This is a genomic window from Mesorhizobium sp. M1307, from assembly GCF_040318155.1.
In the GTDB taxonomy this organism is placed as follows: Bacteria; Pseudomonadota; Alphaproteobacteria; order Rhizobiales; family Rhizobiaceae; genus Mesorhizobium.
This window is the reverse complement of record NZ_JAMYLR010000002.1, coordinates 271,251-287,697: the sequence shown is the minus strand read 5'-3', so window position 1 is coordinate 287,697 and position 16,447 is coordinate 271,251. Positions and strand designations below refer to the sequence as shown.

The 16,447-nt window shown below is 62.4% G+C and carries 20 protein-coding genes; 9 read left to right on the top strand and 11 right to left on the bottom strand.

The features are described from left to right. The first annotated feature begins 39 nt into the window (after positions 1-39). From lptC to ptsN, 6 genes are all read left to right on the top strand, one after another. Positions 40-753: an LPS export ABC transporter periplasmic protein LptC gene (lptC, locus tag NKH16_RS05480; protein ID WP_352469430.1), complete on the top strand. Its 714-nt coding sequence runs from the start codon at positions 40-42 to the stop codon at positions 751-753. Continuing rightward, entirely contained in the window at positions 740-1,348 is a 609-nt protein-coding gene (locus NKH16_RS05475; protein ID WP_292664963.1) for an LptA/OstA family protein, read from the top strand. Before lptC ends, NKH16_RS05475 begins: the two co-directional genes overlap by 14 nt. Beyond that, positions 1,348-2,166: an LPS export ABC transporter ATP-binding protein gene (gene lptB, locus NKH16_RS05470; protein ID WP_292664962.1), complete on the top strand. Its 819-nt coding sequence runs from the start codon at positions 1,348-1,350 to the stop codon at positions 2,164-2,166. Before NKH16_RS05475 ends, lptB begins: the two co-directional genes overlap by 1 nt. A gap of 197 nt (positions 2,167-2,363) precedes the next feature. After that, complete coding sequence (gene rpoN, locus NKH16_RS05465; RefSeq protein ID WP_352898594.1) at positions 2,364-3,890, top strand: RNA polymerase factor sigma-54; 1,527 nt, start codon at positions 2,364-2,366, stop codon at positions 3,888-3,890. Between the two features lie 291 nt (positions 3,891-4,181). Then, complete coding sequence (gene hpf, locus NKH16_RS05460; protein ID WP_023675267.1) at positions 4,182-4,766, top strand: ribosome hibernation-promoting factor, HPF/YfiA family; 585 nt, start codon at positions 4,182-4,184, stop codon at positions 4,764-4,766. A gap of 59 nt (positions 4,767-4,825) precedes the next feature. Continuing rightward, positions 4,826-5,290 (top strand): PTS IIA-like nitrogen regulatory protein PtsN, encoded by a 465-nt coding sequence (ptsN, locus tag NKH16_RS05455; RefSeq protein ID WP_023675268.1) that lies wholly within the window; start codon positions 4,826-4,828, stop codon positions 5,288-5,290. Between the two features lie 111 nt (positions 5,291-5,401). On the opposite strand, the gene NKH16_RS05450 is transcribed toward ptsN, so the two are convergent. Then, positions 5,402-5,659: a BQ00720 family protein gene (locus NKH16_RS05450; protein ID WP_023675269.1), complete on the bottom strand. Its 258-nt coding sequence runs from the start codon at positions 5,657-5,659 to the stop codon at positions 5,402-5,404. A 63-nt stretch (positions 5,660-5,722) separates the two neighbouring features. After that, complete coding sequence (locus NKH16_RS05445) at positions 5,723-6,148, bottom strand: Hsp20 family protein (protein WP_352742192.1); 426 nt, start codon at positions 6,146-6,148, stop codon at positions 5,723-5,725. Positions 6,149-6,292: 144 nt separating this feature from the next. Between NKH16_RS05445 and NKH16_RS05440 the strand changes: the two genes are divergently transcribed. After that, positions 6,293-7,234, top strand: a complete 942-nt coding sequence (locus NKH16_RS05440; protein ID WP_352742190.1) for a nucleoside hydrolase — start codon at positions 6,293-6,295, stop codon at positions 7,232-7,234. A gap of 9 nt (positions 7,235-7,243) precedes the next feature. On the opposite strand, the gene NKH16_RS05435 is transcribed toward NKH16_RS05440, so the two are convergent. The 6 genes from NKH16_RS05435 to NKH16_RS05410 form a co-directional block, all read right to left on the bottom strand. After that, positions 7,244-7,603 (bottom strand): hypothetical protein, encoded by a 360-nt coding sequence (locus NKH16_RS05435; protein WP_352742188.1) that lies wholly within the window; start codon positions 7,601-7,603, stop codon positions 7,244-7,246. A 3-nt stretch (positions 7,604-7,606) separates the two neighbouring features. After that, positions 7,607-7,975: a hypothetical protein gene (locus NKH16_RS05430; RefSeq protein WP_352677586.1), complete on the bottom strand. Its 369-nt coding sequence runs from the start codon at positions 7,973-7,975 to the stop codon at positions 7,607-7,609. A gap of 52 nt (positions 7,976-8,027) precedes the next feature. Next, the gene (locus NKH16_RS05425) at positions 8,028-8,642 is read right to left on the bottom strand and encodes a LysE family translocator (protein WP_023675274.1); all 615 of its coding nucleotides are present in this window, start codon (positions 8,640-8,642) and stop codon (positions 8,028-8,030) included. Positions 8,643-8,745: 103 nt separating this feature from the next. Continuing rightward, positions 8,746-10,206 (bottom strand): amidase, encoded by a 1,461-nt coding sequence (locus NKH16_RS05420; protein ID WP_352742185.1) that lies wholly within the window; start codon positions 10,204-10,206, stop codon positions 8,746-8,748. Between the two features lie 6 nt (positions 10,207-10,212). Beyond that, positions 10,213-11,121: a ribokinase gene (locus NKH16_RS05415; protein WP_352640818.1), complete on the bottom strand. Its 909-nt coding sequence runs from the start codon at positions 11,119-11,121 to the stop codon at positions 10,213-10,215. 117 nt (positions 11,122-11,238) lie between these two features. Next, complete coding sequence (locus NKH16_RS05410; protein WP_031211349.1) at positions 11,239-12,129, bottom strand: methylated-DNA--[protein]-cysteine S-methyltransferase; 891 nt, start codon at positions 12,127-12,129, stop codon at positions 11,239-11,241. A gap of 115 nt (positions 12,130-12,244) precedes the next feature. Between NKH16_RS05410 and NKH16_RS05405 the strand changes: the two genes are divergently transcribed. Next, on the top strand, positions 12,245-13,060 hold the full coding sequence (locus tag NKH16_RS05405; RefSeq protein WP_352742183.1) for a class I SAM-dependent methyltransferase: 816 nt from the start codon (positions 12,245-12,247) through the stop codon (positions 13,058-13,060). A gap of 9 nt (positions 13,061-13,069) precedes the next feature. Here the strand turns inward: NKH16_RS05405 and NKH16_RS05400 are convergent, their stop codons facing one another. Continuing rightward, complete coding sequence (locus tag NKH16_RS05400; protein ID WP_352742181.1) at positions 13,070-13,564, bottom strand: DUF2244 domain-containing protein; 495 nt, start codon at positions 13,562-13,564, stop codon at positions 13,070-13,072. Positions 13,565-13,586: 22 nt separating this feature from the next. Between NKH16_RS05400 and nth the strand changes: the two genes are divergently transcribed. Then, positions 13,587-14,408, top strand: coding sequence for an endonuclease III (gene nth, locus NKH16_RS05395; protein WP_352742179.1), 822 nt, complete (start codon positions 13,587-13,589; stop codon positions 14,406-14,408). A 34-nt stretch (positions 14,409-14,442) separates the two neighbouring features. Here the strand turns inward: nth and NKH16_RS05390 are convergent, their stop codons facing one another. Continuing rightward, positions 14,443-15,954: a tripartite tricarboxylate transporter permease gene (locus NKH16_RS05390; protein WP_352742178.1), complete on the bottom strand. Its 1,512-nt coding sequence runs from the start codon at positions 15,952-15,954 to the stop codon at positions 14,443-14,445. A 9-nt stretch (positions 15,955-15,963) separates the two neighbouring features. Continuing rightward, positions 15,964-16,431, bottom strand: coding sequence for a tripartite tricarboxylate transporter TctB family protein (locus NKH16_RS05385; RefSeq protein WP_352742176.1), 468 nt, complete (start codon positions 16,429-16,431; stop codon positions 15,964-15,966). Between the last annotated feature and the right edge of the window lie 16 nt (positions 16,432-16,447).

Below are 16,447 nucleotides of genomic sequence, written 5' to 3'. Positions count from 1 at the left end.
TAGGGCGGCCTGGCGGGCAGGGGTTTAGAAGAAGCAGTCATGTTAGCGGGACCAATCGAACCGACCAACACCGAGACGGAGTTGGCTCCCAAGGCCGCAGGCCGGGCGCGGGTCGACGCGTTTGACGTTGCACAGCGTCATTCGCGCCGGGTCCGTGTCCTCAAGCTGGCCGTTCCGCTGGTCGCTGCCGTGATTGCGGTCGCGTTTCCTGTCTATTCCTATCTCATGGCTCCCGCTGCAATCGAGGTGCAGGCCGACGGCGGCGCCTTTGCCGATGGCAAGCTGGTGATGGCCAACCCCAAGCTCAACGGCTTCACCAAACAGAACCTGCCCTATTCGATGACAGCCCTGCGCGCCATACAGGATGTCAGCAAACAAGGCATCATCGATCTGGAGGGCATCAAGGCCAAGCTGCCGATTGCGGCCGACAACACGGCCGCCATCGATGCCACGCACGGCACCTATGATCGCGACGGCAACACGCTCAGCCTGACCAGCGATGTGACCGTGTCGACCACGGATGGTGTGGTGGCAAAATTCAAATCAGTCTATCTCGACATGGGCGAAGGCACTATGAAGACAAGCGAGCCCGTCGATGTCAGCCGCGGCGGGTCGCGGATCAGGGCGGATTCGATGTCGGTCCAGGACAATGGCAAGGTCCTGGTTTTCGAGAACAAGGTGCGCGTCGACATCGATCCCGCCAGTTTGAAGGCGGCAGAGGCAAAGAGCGGAGAGACCAATGCGGTTCAGTAGTTCGGCACGGCGCCTCGCCGCGATTTCGGCGTTGACGCTTGGGTTGCCCTTGGGGCTGACCTTCGGGACGGCGCCGTCGCTGGCGCAATCCAGTGCCACCAGCCAAATGTCCGGCCTCAGGCTGTCGGGCGACAAGCCTATCCAGATCGAAAGCGACAAGCTCGAGGTGCGCCAGGCGGAAAGCGTCGCCGTCTTCACCGGCAACGTCAACGTCGTCCAGGGTCCAACCGTGCTCAAGGCCGGCAAAATGACGGTCTATTACGTCAGGGATGCAGGCGCCGCTAAAGGCGCCCAGCCCGCGGGTGCCGCGGCAATGACCGGATCCGCCAACATCGACCATCTCGAGGTCGACGATAAGGTCTACATCAAATCGGACAATCAGGTTGCTACCGGCGACCGCGGCACCTTCGACATGAAGACCGAAGTGCTGGTGCTTTCGGGCAGCAAGGTCGTGCTCTCGCAAGGCGACAACGTGCTTGTCGGCTGCAAGCTTACCGTGCAGATGAAGAGCGGCCTTGCCCAGGTCGACGCTTGCGGCGGCCGCGTCATGATGTCGATCACGCCGCCGGCGAAGTCTGGAGCAGCGAAACCCTGATGACCGGTATATCGTCGCTGCTGGCGCGTCTTCCAGGGCGCGCCGCCAGCAAACTTGCGGCACCGGCCAGGGTCACCGTCGAAGCGGCAAAGTTCAAGGGAACCTTGATCGCCAAGGGGCTGACCAAAAGCTACAAGGGTCGCAAAGTCGTCAGCGGCGTGACGCTGGGCGTGCGCGCCGGCGAGGCGGTTGGGCTGCTCGGCCCCAACGGCGCCGGCAAGACGACCTGTTTCTACATGGTAACCGGCCTGGTGCCGGTCGATGAAGGCACGATCGAAATCGACGGTTTCGACGTCACGTCGATGCCGATGTATCGCCGCGCCCGTCTCGGCATCGGCTATCTGCCGCAGGAAGCCTCGATTTTTCGCGGCCTGAATGTCGAACAAAACATCCGGGCCGTGCTCGAAGTGGTCGAAAAGAGCCGCAAGGAGCGTGAGCGCCTGCTCGACGAATTGCTCGAGGAATTTCACATCAGCCATCTGCGCAAGGCTCCGTCGCTGTCACTCTCCGGCGGTGAGCGGCGACGCCTCGAAATTGCCCGCGCCTTGGCAACCCGCCCCGCCTACATGTTGCTCGACGAACCGTTCGCCGGCATCGACCCGATCGCCGTCGCCGACATCCAGCAGCTCGTGCGCCACTTGACGGCACGTGGCATCGGCGTGCTGATCACCGACCACAATGTCCGCGAGACACTTGGCCTGATCGACCGCGCCTACATCATCCATGCCGGCCAGGTGCTGACCCATGGTCGAGCCGACGAAGTGGTCGCAAATGCCGATGTGCGGCGGCTTTATCTCGGCGAGGGATTTACACTCTAAGTGCGAAATTCCGGCTCGAGCGGGATTTCCGGCGTAGTCCAGCAGCTTTTTCTTCAATTTTCTGCCTGAAAAGGCGCCGGCAGGCGAGTTTTACCGCTCCTCGCCTTGACAAGCAAAAGCCGGGCCAGTTTCTATGCTGGCCTGGAAAATTCCTTCCAGCAGTGCGGGTGCGTAGACGGAGCGTTTGAAACCGAACCATGGCGTTGGCGGCAAAACTACAGCTACGACAGTCGCAGTCGCTGGTGATGACGCCGCAGCTGATGCAGTCGATCCGCCTGCTGCAGTTCACCCATCTCGAGCTGGAACGCTTCATCGACGACGAGATCGAACGCAATCCCCTGCTGGAACGCGCCGAACCGCAGGAGGACGCCGCCAGCGACCAGGCGCAGAAGGGCGACGCCGCATCGGAACCGGCTGCCGACGGTGACTGGTTCGAGGCGGAAACGGCGTGGAGCGCCGAGGCGATCTCGGAAAAGCTCGATACGTCGCTGGAAAACCTGTTTCCTGACGATCCTGGTACGAGCGAGCGGCTCGGGCCCGACCTGACGGCACAATGGAAATCGGCGTCCGGCAACGGTTCCACCTCTTCCTCCGACGGCTTCGACGTCGCGGATATGGCGGCGGCGGCCATCACGCTGCGCGACCATGTCGGCGAGCAGGTGGCGCTCGCCTTTGCCGATCCGGCGGCGCGCCTGATCGCCGGCGAGCTTGCCGACGGCCTCGACGAGGCCGGCTACATGCGTGCCGACATGGCCGAGATCGCCGCCCGCCTCGGCACGGACGCCACGGCGGTGGCAACGGTCCTGGCGGTCTGCCAGACATTCGAGCCCGCCGGCATCTTCGCCCGCGACCTCGCCGAATGCCTGTTGCTGCAGCTTGCCGTGCGTGACCGGCTCGATCCGGCGATGAAGGCGCTGATCGCCAATCTCGAACTCCTGGCACGGCGCGATTTCCAGACGCTGAAGCGGATTTGCGGCGTCGACGAGGAGGATCTGCTCGACATGCTGGCCGAGATCCGGGCGCTCGACCCGCGGCCGGGAATGGCGTTTTCGCGCGGTGCCAGCGATGCGATCGTGGCCGACGTCGAGGTGCGTGCAGCCAATGACGGCAGCTGGACGGTCGAGCTCAATGCCGAGACGCTGCCGCGCGTGCTGGTCGATCACATCTATTTCGCCCAGGTCACGCCACATGCGAAAAACCAGGCGGAAAAGGATTTCCTTGCCGAATGCCTGCAGAACGCCAACTGGCTCACGCGCAGCCTCGACCAGCGGGCGAAGACCATTCTCAAGGTGGCCTCTGAGATCGTGCGCCAGCAGGACGCTTTTCTCGTCCACGGCGTGCGGCACCTGAAGCCGCTCAACCTGCGCACGGTGGCGGACGCCATCGGCATGCACGAATCAACGGTCAGCCGGGTCACGGCAAACAAATACATGCTGACGCCGCGCGGTGTGTTCGAGCTGCGCTATTTCTTCACCGCCTCGATCGCTTCGTCAGGTGGCAGCGATGCGCATTCGTCGGAAGCGGTGCGCGACCGCATAAAGCAGCTGATCGACGAGGAGAAAGCCATCGATGTGCTTTCCGACGATGCCATCGTGGACATGCTGCGGGAAAGCGGCGTCGACATCGCCAGGCGCACGGTGGCCAAATACCGGGAAGGCATGAACATACCCTCTTCGGTGCAGCGGCGGCGCGAAAAACGCGCTTTGGCCAGCGCCGGCCGTTGATCTCCGGCGGAATTTCCACAGCTTTCGCCCTTCATTGACAAGCGGCGACGAAGTGGCTAGAAGCCCGCCCGCATGAGACGGGCTGGCGAGTGGATTTGAGTTCGCCGATGCCCGCACGAGAGATGGTCCGTCACGACGTAGGCCACGGGACGGCCAAGAAGGCGGCTTGTGATCAACCGGAAAGTTCGGATCTAAAATCGGCGCAAGTGACGCCGCAAAAGCTTGTGCGCGCGGACCACGAGTATAAACTCGGGACAGTTTGAAGCCTGAGCAAGGAAGGTCAGTTTTCAGATGACACTGCGCATATCGGGAAAACACATGGATATCGGCGATGCGTTCCGTACGCGCATCAACGACCGTGTCGGGGAAGTGATCGGGAAATATTTCGATCGGGGCTTTTCAGGGCAAATCGTAGTCGTCAAATCGGGGTCGCGCTACACGGCCGATTGCATGATCCGGCTGGACTCCGGTGCTTCGCTGCAGGCGACCGGCGATGCCCAGGATCCAACGCTTGCCTTCGATACCGCGGCAGACCGTCTGGAAACGCGCCTCAGGCGCTACAAGCGCCGGCTGAAGTCGCACAATTCGGGCAATAGCAACGGCGAGCTCACCGACGTCGCCTATACGGTGATGGCGCCGCTTGCCGACGACGAGGAGGACATACCGGAGAATTTCGCGCCGGCCATCGTCGCCGAATCGACCATGACGCTGCGGACCATGTCGGTGGCGTCAGCGGTGATCGAACTCGACACCAAGGACAGCCCGGTCCTGGTCTTCCGCAATGCCGGAAACGACCATCTCAACATCGTCTATCGCCGGCCGGACGGGAATATCGGCTGGATCGACCCGTCCACGGCCAAGGTCGCGCAGGGGTAAAGACCAGCCGCACGCGAGCGTGGGGACTGGCGACGGCAGGCGAACAAGGGATTTCAAGCATGGATCTGAGCGATCTCGTCAGCGTTCCGGCAATCATGCCGGCGTTGAAGGCGAACTCCAAAAAGCAGCTGCTGCAATTGCTGTCCGAAAGGGCGGCGGCGATTTCCGGGATTCCGGAGCGAGAGGTGTTCGACACCATCCTGCAACGCGAGCGGCTCGGCTCCACCGGCGTCGGCAACGGCATCGCCATTCCGCACGGCAAGCTGGCTGGGGTGAAGCGGATTGCCGGCGTTTTTGCCCGGCTGGAGACACCGGTGGACTTCGAGGCCCTCGATGATCAGCCGGTCGACCTGGTGTTTCTGCTTTTGGCTCCCGAAGGTGCCGGCGCCGACCACCTCAAGGCGCTGTCGCGCATCGCGCGGGTGCTGCGCGACGCCGACACGGTTGCCAAGATCAGGGGCACGCGCGACGCCGTGGCCATCCATGCGCTGCTGTCGGACACGCAGGCCTCGCACGCCGCTTGAGGTTTTGATTAAATCCGTTGAAGGGCCGCCGTGAGCGGCCCTGTCTGTTTCCAGCCAGATCGCTGCGCCATATTTGTCAGTTGATGGCGCCAATGTTGGTGGATAGCGACGTTAGTGGATAGCGACCGGGGTCAGATCGTTTTCCAGCGCGCCAGCCAGTGCCCGGTCGCGAGCGTCCGAAAGCAGGATCGGCTGGCCATTAGCGGCAAACAGGGCCCACAGTTCCAGACCCGGCGCGATTTCGCCGAGGCCCGGGAAACGGCCGCGCAGATCGTCGCTCGACACTTTCCTGAGATAGGCGACCGAACCTTCGCCGAGATGGGCGAATTCGCCGCTGGTCATGATGATATTCTCGTTAGTTCTGGTCATTTCAAGCCTCCTTGCCGCGAGACGCCGCTCAAGGCCATCCCGCATGAGAGCTATCGGCAAAAATCAGTCTTTCACCGATATGTTTATTTTTCGTACCAGCCGTTCGGATTCCGGCCGATCGAGATCGATCGACAGAAGGCCATTCTTCAATTCCGCCGCAATCACCCGCATGCCGTCGGCCAGCACGAAACAGCGCTGGAACTGGCGCGCGGCGATGCCGCGGTGGAGAAATTCGCGCTCGGTGTCGTCGTTCTGACGGCCCCGCACGACCAACTGGTTCTCCTCCGTTGTGACATCGAGATCGTTTTCCGCGAAACCGGCGACGGCGAGCGTGATACGCAGCCTTTCGGTTTTGCCGTCGGCACCGCTGAGGCGCTCGATGTTGTAGGGAGGATAGCTGTCACCGGACTTTGCCAAGCGCTCCAGCGTCTTTTCCATGGAATCAAAACCGAGGAGAAGCGGGCTGGAAAAAGGCGTCATTCGGCTCATGTTACAGTGTCCTCTCAAGAGCGACATAAAGTGGAAAAACCCGGATGGCATTTTTCCCGATGGTCTTGATATGGTCCGCCGCCCGGCAGACTTCAAGCCGTCACACGTCCCGCCCAAAAAGACTTGCCAAAACAAGGAATTGAAATGCCCCAATCCCGCAGGATCATCATCGACACTGACCCCGGCCAGGACGATGCCGTCGCCATATTGCTGGCGCTCGGCAGCGCCGAGCTGGAGATCGTCGGCATCACCGCGGTGGCCGGCAACGTGCCGTTGAAACTTACCGAAAAAAACGCCCGCAAGATCTGCGAGCTGGCCGGCCGGCCGGACGTCAAGGTCTATGCAGGCGCCATCCGGCCGCTGGCGCGCGAACTGGTCACCGCCGAGGAAGTGCATGGCAAGACCGGCCTCAACGGGCCGCAACTGCCCGAACCAAAGATGAAACTGCAGGAAGAGTATGGGGTCGATTTCATCGTCGAGACGCTGATGAGGGAGGAGAGCGGCACGATCACGCTTTGCGCGCTCGGGCCGCTCACCAACGTTGCGCTGGCGCTGATCCGCGAGCCGAAAATCGCGCCGCGCATCAAGGAAATCGTGCTGATGGGCGGCGGCTTCTTCGAGGGCGGCAACGTCACGCCGACCGCCGAGTTCAACATCTATGTCGACCCGCATGCTGCCGATGTCGTGTTCAAATCCGGCATTCCGATCGTGATGATGCCGCTCGACGTTACCCACAAGGCGCTGACCACCGCCAAGCGCACGAAGGCCTTCCGTAAGCTCGGCACCAGGGTCGGCACGGCCACCGCGGACATGCTGGAATTCTTCGAACGTTTCGACGAGGAGAAATACGGTACCGACGGCGGCCCGCTGCACGATCCTTGCGTGATCGCGTATCTGCTGAAGCCGAAGCTGTTCAAGGGTCGCAACTGCAATGTCAGCGTGGAAACCGCCTCGGAGCTCACCATGGGCATGACGGTGATCGACTGGTGGGGGGTGACCAAACGGCCGAAGAACGCCATGGTGATGCGCGACATCGACCATGATGCGTTTTTCGCGCTGTTGCTGGAAAGGCTGGGGCGGCTTTAGCGCCGTCTTTCATTCCCGAAGCAGACGATACGTTTCGGTGTCGTTCATGCGACGCTGTCGCTCGATCAATACTTGCGAGCCGATGGCGCGCGGCGCGCGCGGGTCGCCATACACGAACACCAGGAGGTTACTTTCTTCGAGACGGATTCCATAGAGATAGCGGAATCCGTCACCGACCGCCCCTTCAGCATTGAGGACGTTAACCACCGTGCCTGTCACGCGCTCCACATCGACGATGGGGCTGCTCCGCCTTGCAATCAGTGCACCGATTGCCAAAATGCAGACGCCCACCACAAGGCTGGTGATAATGACGCCCCGGAGGTTTTCCCGCAGCATCAACAAGGTGAAGGCCAGCCGCGCTCTTGGCATGGTTCAATTTGCAAACCGGTAAAAGACGAAGCCATTGTCGCGCGTGACGCGCTCGATGCCGACGCGCGAGCCGATCAGATGCGGGAGGTCGTCGTAAACCAGGACCGTCGAACCGTTCTCAAGGACCAGCAGATGTTGGATATTCCGCCCTTTACCCTGTCCACTTTTGATCGTTGCATCGACCGGATCAACCGACCGGATCGGACTTGCGTCATTCGCCCATTTGTTCAGAGCCGACGGAACCATAACCGCGAACAAACCAATGAGCAGGATCACGCCAAACGCGTTCCTTTTCAAATCCGCGTAAGTCCACGGCATAGACATGAATCCCCAACTGTTGATCCATGTGGTGGCCTGAAGGCCGACTTTCAATCGGCCTTCCTATTCCAGGATGTTGCTGTTGGCGTCGCCGGGCTCGCGGCCGTTACTTCGCCTTGGAAAAGGCCAGCCACAGGCCGCCGCCGACCAGGAAGCTGCCGCTGATCCTCGACAAGAGCTTGACGCGGCCGGCCGACAGCAGACGCCCTGCGCGGCCAGCGGCCAGCGCGTAGGTCGAATCCGAGACGGCGGCGAAGATCATCGCGGTGAGACCCATGACGCCGATCTGTAACGCGTAATTGCCTTCAGGCGCGATGAACTGCGGAAAGAAGGCGCCGAAGAACACTAGCGTCTTTGGATTGCTGATCGCCACCAGCAGGCCCTGCAGGAAGAAGCCGCCACGCGGCTTTTTTGCCGATCCGTCGGCGTTAAGCTTGCCTTTCGAGCGGAACATCTGCACGCCCATCCAGATCAGGTAAGCGGCGCCGATCAGCCGGACCCATTCGAACCAGTGGCCCATGCCGGCGATCAGCGAGGTCAGCCCGATGCCGACAATGGCGATCATGATGGCTAGCCCGGCCTGGGTGCCAGCGACATTGGCGAGACCGGCGCGCGAGCCGTGGCGGATGCTGTTGGCGATGATCAGCGTCACCGTCGGCCCCGGCACCAGGATGATGACGATGCAGGCGACGACGTAGGTGGCGTAGAGTTCCAGCGACATTTTTCCCTCCACAGAATGCCGCTCGTGCGGCGCGCTGTCGCGATCAATGCATGACGATGAGTTGCGTGCAAGTCGGCGAGGCGCCGACAATACGGAGCTGATTTCAGCAGGCGCCGGCCTGCCATGGCAGCGTGGCCTCATACGCGGCAGCCGCCCTCAGCACGGATAGGTCACCGCGCGGCCGCCCGATCAATTGCATGCCCATTGGCCTGCCCCTGGCGTCGAAGCCCGCCGGTACGTTGACCGCCGGGCAGCCGCCCAGCGTGGCGAGCGCTGAGACCTGCATCCAGCGGTGATAGCTGTCCATGGCACGCCCGGCCACTTCCCTTGGCCAGTGGGTGACGACATCGAAGGGAAAGACCTGTGCGGCTGGCAGCGCAATCAGGTCGAAACGCTCGAAGAGCGACAGCAGCATTCGATGCCAGGACGAGCGCCTCACCGTGGCGGCGTGGATCTGCGGCGCGGTGAGGCGCAGTGCATGTTCCACCTCCCAAACGGCCTCCGGCTTCAGCAGACTTCGTTTCAGGAGATCGTCGTAATGCGCCTTGAGTGCACAACCGCTGCTCGCCTGGCGAAGCGTTACAAAGGCTTGCCACAGCGCTTCGAAGTCGAATTCCGGCATCAGCGGCTCGGCCTCGAAGGATACATCCGCGAACCGGCCGAGTGCTGCCTCGCAAAGCTGTAGAACGCCTGCTTCAACCGGCAGATGGCCTTCGAGATCGCCGAGCCAGGCGATGCGCCCGCCGGCCGCCGGTGCTTCCAGCCCTTCGAGGAACGAGCCTGGCTTATCATGCGACAGCGGCGCGCGAGGATGATAGCCGGCCTGAACGTCGAGCAGCAACGCCATGTCACGCACGTTACGCCCCATCGGCCCTTCGACGCCCATTTGCGCAAGAAACACATCAAGGTCAGGGCCGGCCGGCACCAATCCCTGCGATGGACGGAAGCCATAGACATTGTTGTAGGCAGCGGGATTGCGCAGGGAACCGCCAAAATCGCTGCCATCGGCAACGGGAACCATGTCGAGCGCCAGCGCGACCGCCGCACCGCCGCTCGAGCCGCCGGCGGTCAGCGCCGGGTCAAATGCGTTGAGCGTCTGTCCGAACACGGTGTTGTAGGTGTTGGAGCCGAGCCCGAATTCGGGAACGTTGGTCTTGCCGATGATGATCGCGCCGGCCTTGCGGACGCGCTCGACGAAGAAGTCGTCTTCCTCAGGCACAAAATCGGCGAAGATCGGCGAGCCGAAGGCGGTTCTCAGGCCTTTTGTCAGCGCAAGATCCTTGATCGCGATCGGCAGGCCGAACAGCGATCCGGTATCTCCTCCTCGCGCCAGATGAGCGTCAGCGCTGTCGGCCTCGCGCAGGATGTCGGCACGCTCACGCAATGAAACGATAGCGTTGACCAGCGGGTTCACCGCCTCGATCCTGTCGAGGAATGCCGCGACCACTTCGCGCACCGAAAGCTGCCGGCGCCTGATCTTCCCGGCAAGCTCCACGGCAGACAGGCGGCAGATGTCGCCGGCGGGCGGCACCGCGTGCTTCGTCGTCGGGCGCATGGCTGTCATCCCGCTTTAGCCTGCAGATTTCTGCAGGGCGGCATCGACGTCCCTGGCCAGCGGGATGGCCGGCTGTGCACCGGCCTTCAGGCAGGCCAGCGAACCGGCTGCGGCAGCGCGGGCAAGCGCCTGGTCGAGCGGCAGGCCGGCTGCCAGCCCGGCTGCAAAATAGCCGCAGAACGTGTCGCCGGCGCCGACCGTATCGAGCGGACTGATCTTCAGCGCCGGAACCATCAGGAGATCGTCCGGCGTTGCCGCCAGAACGCCGTCCGAGCCAAGCGTGACGACGATGGTGCGGCCGGTTCTCGCGGCATAGTCGCGCATCCGTGCCGGGCGGTCGCGGCCATTCAACGACAGCGCCTCGCCGTAGAGGTCGAACTCGGTTTCGTTGGCGACGAGATAGTCGGCCTTGCCGAGGAAGCCGGCCGCGTCGCCATGGAAAGGTGCGGTGTTGAGCACTGTGATCGCGCCGGCTGTCCTTGCCGCGTCGAGTGCTGCCTCGACGGTCTGCAGCGGGATCTCCAATTGCAGCAGCACGATGTCGCCGTTTTTCAGGAAGGCCTTGGAAAGGTCACCCGGCACGACCGAATCATTGGCGCCCGGCACAACGGCGATCACGTTCTCGCCGTCGGCGCCGACCATGATCAACGCGGTACCGGTCGAGGCAAAGGTCTCGCCGACGCCGGACAGGTCGATCTTGCCGTCGCGCAGCAGCGCCAGAGCGTCGCTGGCGAAGCTGTCCTTGCCGACCGCGCCGACCATGCGCACCTTGGCGCCGGCGCGGGCGGCGGCCAGCGCCTGGTTGGCGCCCTTGCCGCCGGGGGCAGTAGCGAAACCGGAGCCGCGCACGGTCTCGCCGGGACCGGGCAAGCGGTCGACACTTGCGATGAGATCGAGATTGATGGAGCCGATGACGACGATCAAGAAATGCCTCCCGCTAGCGCATACCACTCTAATTGCGCGGGAAGCTACTCCGTAAGATCGCTGCTTGTCACCCTAGCGGTCCTTGCGTCGCTCGTGTCGTTTCCATTCGTTGGCTATTCAAGAGACCTGTCCCGCCTCCCAGCCGAGGATGGCGCGTTTTCGGGTCAGGCCCCAATGGTAGCCGGTGAGTGCGCCGGACTTGCCGAGAGCCCGGTGGCACGGCACGACGAAGGACATCGGATTGGCACCGACCGCGGCACCGACAGCCCGGCTGGCGCTCGGTGCGCCGATGCGCGCGGCGATCGAGGAATAGGTGCAGGCCTGGCCCATCGGAATACGCAGCAAGGCCTCCCAGACACGGACCTGGAAGTCTGTGCCGATCATGACGACGCGCAGCGGCTGGTCGGCGCGCCACAGCGACGGATCGAAGATGCGCGCGGCATAGGGCGCCGTCGCCGCCATATCCTCGACATAGGTCGCATTCGGCCAGCGGCTGGACATGTCGGCAAAGGCCGCACGCTCGCCGCCTGGGTCGTTGAAGGCGAGGCCGGCAAGGCCGCGGTCAGTCACCATGATCAGCGCGATGCCGAAAGGCGAGATATGATAGCCGTAGCGGATGGTGAGCCCTGCGCCGCGGGTTTTGTAATCCCCCGGCGACATCGCTTCGTGGGTGACGAACAGATCATGCAGCCGGCCTGGGCCGGACATGCCGAGTTCGAACGAGGTTTCAAGCAGCGGCATGCCGGCATCGAGCAGCTTGCGCGCATGATCGAGGGTGACGGCCTGCAGAAAAGCCTTGGGCGACAGGCCGGCCCAGCGGGTGAACAGCTTCTGCAGCCCGGTCGGCGTCTCGCCGACCTCCTCGGCCAGCACTTCCAACGAAGGCTGGTCGCGATAGTCGAGGCTGATCTTTTCGATGGCACGACGGACGATTTCGTAGTCACCACCTTCAGGCGTGATGTCTTTCTGAAGGATTGCTGTCGTTTTGAGAGGCATTTGGGCGTTCATGGCAGTATCTCCTTGAATGCGAATATCGTCCTTCGCGGCGCCGATCACCACCCGAAACTTGCTTTCCCGCGGCATGTGCCCAGATAGAGCTGGGCTTTGAATGGGGAGGACGGTCGTGGCTGGTGAAAAAGTAAACCTGACCGGGGCAAAGGAGACTTTGCTTTTGACACTTTACGGCAAGGCGCTGGAGAGCCGGCTGCCCAATTCGCTGCTCAGGGACTACTTTGCCGACGAGGCGGTGCGCAACATCGACTATGATTTCTCACGGCTCAAGGTCGACAACAATCTCGGCATCGGTCTAGCAATCAGGGCAAAGACGCTGGACGTCTGCGTTCAGGACTTTCTCGCCCGAAATCCTGACGCCATCGTACTGCATCTCGGGTGTGGGCTCGATACGCGCATATTCCGTATCGACCCGCCAGCCGGCGTGGACTGGTTCGACGTCGACTATCCCGAAGTCATCGACCTCAGGCGCAAGCTCTATCCAGTGCGGGATCACTACCACCTGATCGCTTCGTCGGTCACCGAACCGGGATGGCTGAACGAAGTACCTCGGGATCGCCCGGCCATAGTCGTGGCGGAAGGCCTGACTCCCTACCTGGGCGCCGAGGAGGGGCAGCAACTGTTTTCTCGTTTGGTGGGACATCTTTCGAGCGGCGAACTGGTTTTCGATGCCTATAGTCGCCTGGGCCTGAAGATCATTCGCCTCAATTCCTCCTTCCGCGCCACCGGTGCCGAGGTCCACTGGAGCATCGAGAACCCGCATGAATTGGAGCGAGCCGTTCCGAAGCTGCGGTTCGTCGAGGACATCCCTGCCTATAAGCCGGAACATGCCGCTCGCATGCGCTGGTTCGCGAAACTGTTCGTTCGCCTTTGGAAATACATTCCAGCATTGCGCAAGATCGGCAGGCTGTTGCGCTATCGGTTCTGAAACGCTGGCTCAGCGCGTCTTGGCGGTCGCCAGAGCGCGCGAAAATGCGGTGGCAAAACTTTCGCGGTCGTCAGGGTTGAGGAAGCCGCCGATCGAGACGGTTCTTCCTTGCGCCTCGACCGCCATTCTGGTGATGCCGATCTCGGCGTGGCGGGCGATCGAAAAGCGCGCCCAGAACGGATTGAAGCGGTGTGCTTCCGATTTGCCTGACGGGGCAGTCTTGCGGATGTCGAGGCTGGTGCGCGACACCGATACCTCCTCGCGAGCCCGGGCGGCACGATAATTGGCGCGGAAGGCGATGTAGACGGCGATCACGTCGAGGCCGAAGAAGCCGAACACCGGCCAGGCGCCGCGCGACAGAAAAAAAGCTCCGGTCACCAGCCAGCCGAACAGCAGGGCGCCCATCAGGATGGCAAAGCCGGTCTTGCTCAGCGACCGGTGCGGTGTCAGCAGCGCCTGGAAAAATGGCTCGTCGGCCTGAAATGAGGCGTTTGTGTCGCTCATTGGGGAATATTATAGGAAGGCAATGACAAGCCCCAAGCCCAAAAACTCTTCTGCGCTAAAAAAAGACCTGTTGCCCGGCCGCCGCGACGGCTCGAACGTCAAGCCGCGTCCGCGGTCGGCGAGATCGCGGGTGCTTTACAGCGCGGCCGAGGTGCATGAGATTTTCCGGCGCTTTTCCGTTCAGCGGCCGGAACCGAGGGGCGAGCTCGAACATATCAACGCCTTCACGCTGTTGGTGGCGGTGGTGCTTTCGGCTCAGGCGACGGACGCCGGCGTCAACAAGGCGACGCGGGCGCTGTTCAAAATTGCCGACACGCCGCAAAAGATGCTGGCGCTGGGCGAGGTCAGGCTCGGCGACCATATCCGCACCATCGGGCTATGGCGCAACAAGGCCAAGAACGTCATCGCGCTGTCGGAGGCGCTGATCCGCGACCATGGCGGCGAGGTGCCTGAAGATCGCGATCAGCTGGTCGAGCTGCCGGGTGTCGGCCGCAAGACCGCCAACGTCGTGCTCAACGTGGCATTCGGCCAGCATACGATGGCGGTCGACACGCACATCTTCCGCATCGGTAACAGGCTCGGCCTGGCGCCGGGCAAGACGCCGGAACAGGTCGAGCAAGGTTTCCTGAAGATCATTCCGGATGAATATATGCGGCACGCGCATCATTGGCTGATCCTGCACGGCCGCTATGTCTGCAAGGCGCGCAAGCCGGATTGCCCGGCCTGCGTCATCGCCGATATCTGCAAGGCCAAGGAAAAGACGACCAGCGTGCCTGCACCGCTGGTCGAGATCGCGCCGCTCGGGCCAGTAGAAGCGGCTACTGAGTCAGTGCCCGGCAAGTGACTGTGAAGTTCCTCGTATGTGGCGCCGTCCACGTTCAGGAACTCTCCTCGACGAACACCTCCTCGCGCTTCTTCCTGACCGCGGGGAGAAACACGATGACGAGCACGGCAAGCGCGATGAGGAGCAGGCTGGCGCTGATCGGCCGCGTCACGAAGGTGCTCGGATCGCCGCGCGAGAGGATCATGGCGCGGCGCAGGTTTTCCTCGAGCAGCGGGCCGAGCACGAAGCCGAGCAGCAGCGGCGCAGGTTCGCAGCGCAGCTTGGTCAGGAGATAGCCAAGCAAGCCGAAAAGGGCGACGGCATAGAGGTCGTAGACGTTGGTGTTGACGCTGTAAACGCCGATCGAGCAGAACGCCATGATGATCGGGAAGAGCACGTAATACGGGATCGTAAGCAGTTTCACCCAAAGCCCGATCAGCGGCAGGTTCAAGACGATCAGCATCAGATTGCCGATCCACATCGAGGTGATGATACCCCAAAACAGCGCAGGCTGTTCGATGGCGACATTGGGGCCGGGCACGATGCCCTGGATGATCATCGCGCCGATCATCAGCGCCATTACCGGGTTGGCCGGAATGCCGAGCGTCAGCATCGGGATAAAGGAGGTTTGTGCGCCGGCATTGTTGGCCGATTCCGGTCCGGCGACGCCTTCGATTGCGCCCTTGCCGAATTCCCCGGGATTTTTCGAGACACGTTTTTCGACGGTGTAGGAGGCAAAGGCGGCAAGGATCGCGCCGCCTCCCGGCAGGATGCCGAGCGCGGAACCGATGATTGTCCCGCGCACGATGGGAGCCGCCATGCGCCGAAAATCTTCGCGGGTCGGCATAAGGCCGGAGATCTTTCGGATCAGCACGGAACGCTCATGCTCGTTTTCGAGGTTGCGCAGTATCTCGGCGACGCCGAAGACACCGACCGCCACTGCGACGAAATTCAGCCCGTCGGCATATTCGCGGATGCCGAGCGTGAAACGGGGTGTACCGGTGTAGATATCTGTGCCGACAAGGCCGAGCAGCAGGCCGAGCACGACCATGGCCAGCGCCTTGACGATCGAGCCGTGGGCGAGCGCGACGGACGAGACCAGACCGACAATCATCAGCGAAAAATACTCGGCAGCACCGAATTTCAACGCTATGGCCGTCAGCGGCGGGGCAAAGATGGCGACGAGGAAGGTCGACACCGTGCCGGCAAAGAACGAGCCTATCGCCGCGGTCGCCAGTGCCGCCCCGGCGCGGCCGTTCCTGGCCATCTGGTACCCGTCGATGGCGGTGACGGCCGACGAGGATTCGCCGGGCATGTTGATGAGAATAGCGGTAGTCGAGCCGCCATACTGCGCGCCGTAATAGATGCCGGCGAGCATGATCAGGGAGGAAACCGGATCGCCGATCTGGAAGGTGATCGGCAACAGCATGGCGATGGTCGCGGTGGCGCCGATGCCGGGCAGGACACCAATCAGCGTGCCGAGAAGGACGCCGATCAGGCAGAATCCGAGGTTTGCCAATGATGTGGCGGTCGAAAAGCCGAGTGCGAGGTTGTTGAGGAGTTCCATTTCATCTCCTCACAACGATAGGGGCAACCACGGGCCGAAACGCCGAAACGGCAGGCCGAGTGCGTAGCTGAAGACGACGAACGCGAACAGCGTCAGGCCGGCCGACAGCACGAGCGCGGTCAGCGGCTTCATGCGGCCGCTGGCAAACGATGCGATCAGCGCCGTCAGGAAGATCGACGGGATGAAGCCGAGGCCGCGCACCGTCAGGCCGAAGAAGATCGGAGCAGGCAGGATGAACAGCATGCCGCGCCACGCAATGTAACCGATCGGCTCGCTCTCGAAGCGCACTGCCTCGACCAGGATGATGGCGCCGAGCAGAATGAGCACGATCGCCAGAACCAAGGGGAAATAGCCCGGTCCCATGCGGAATGCGGTGCCGATTTCGAGACCGAGCGACTGCAGCGCAAAAAAGGCGCCGAGAAAGATGAACAGCGCGGCGCATATGCCGTTGGTTCTGTCGATTGCGAAAGGTTTCATGGCGTCCTCCCGGCCC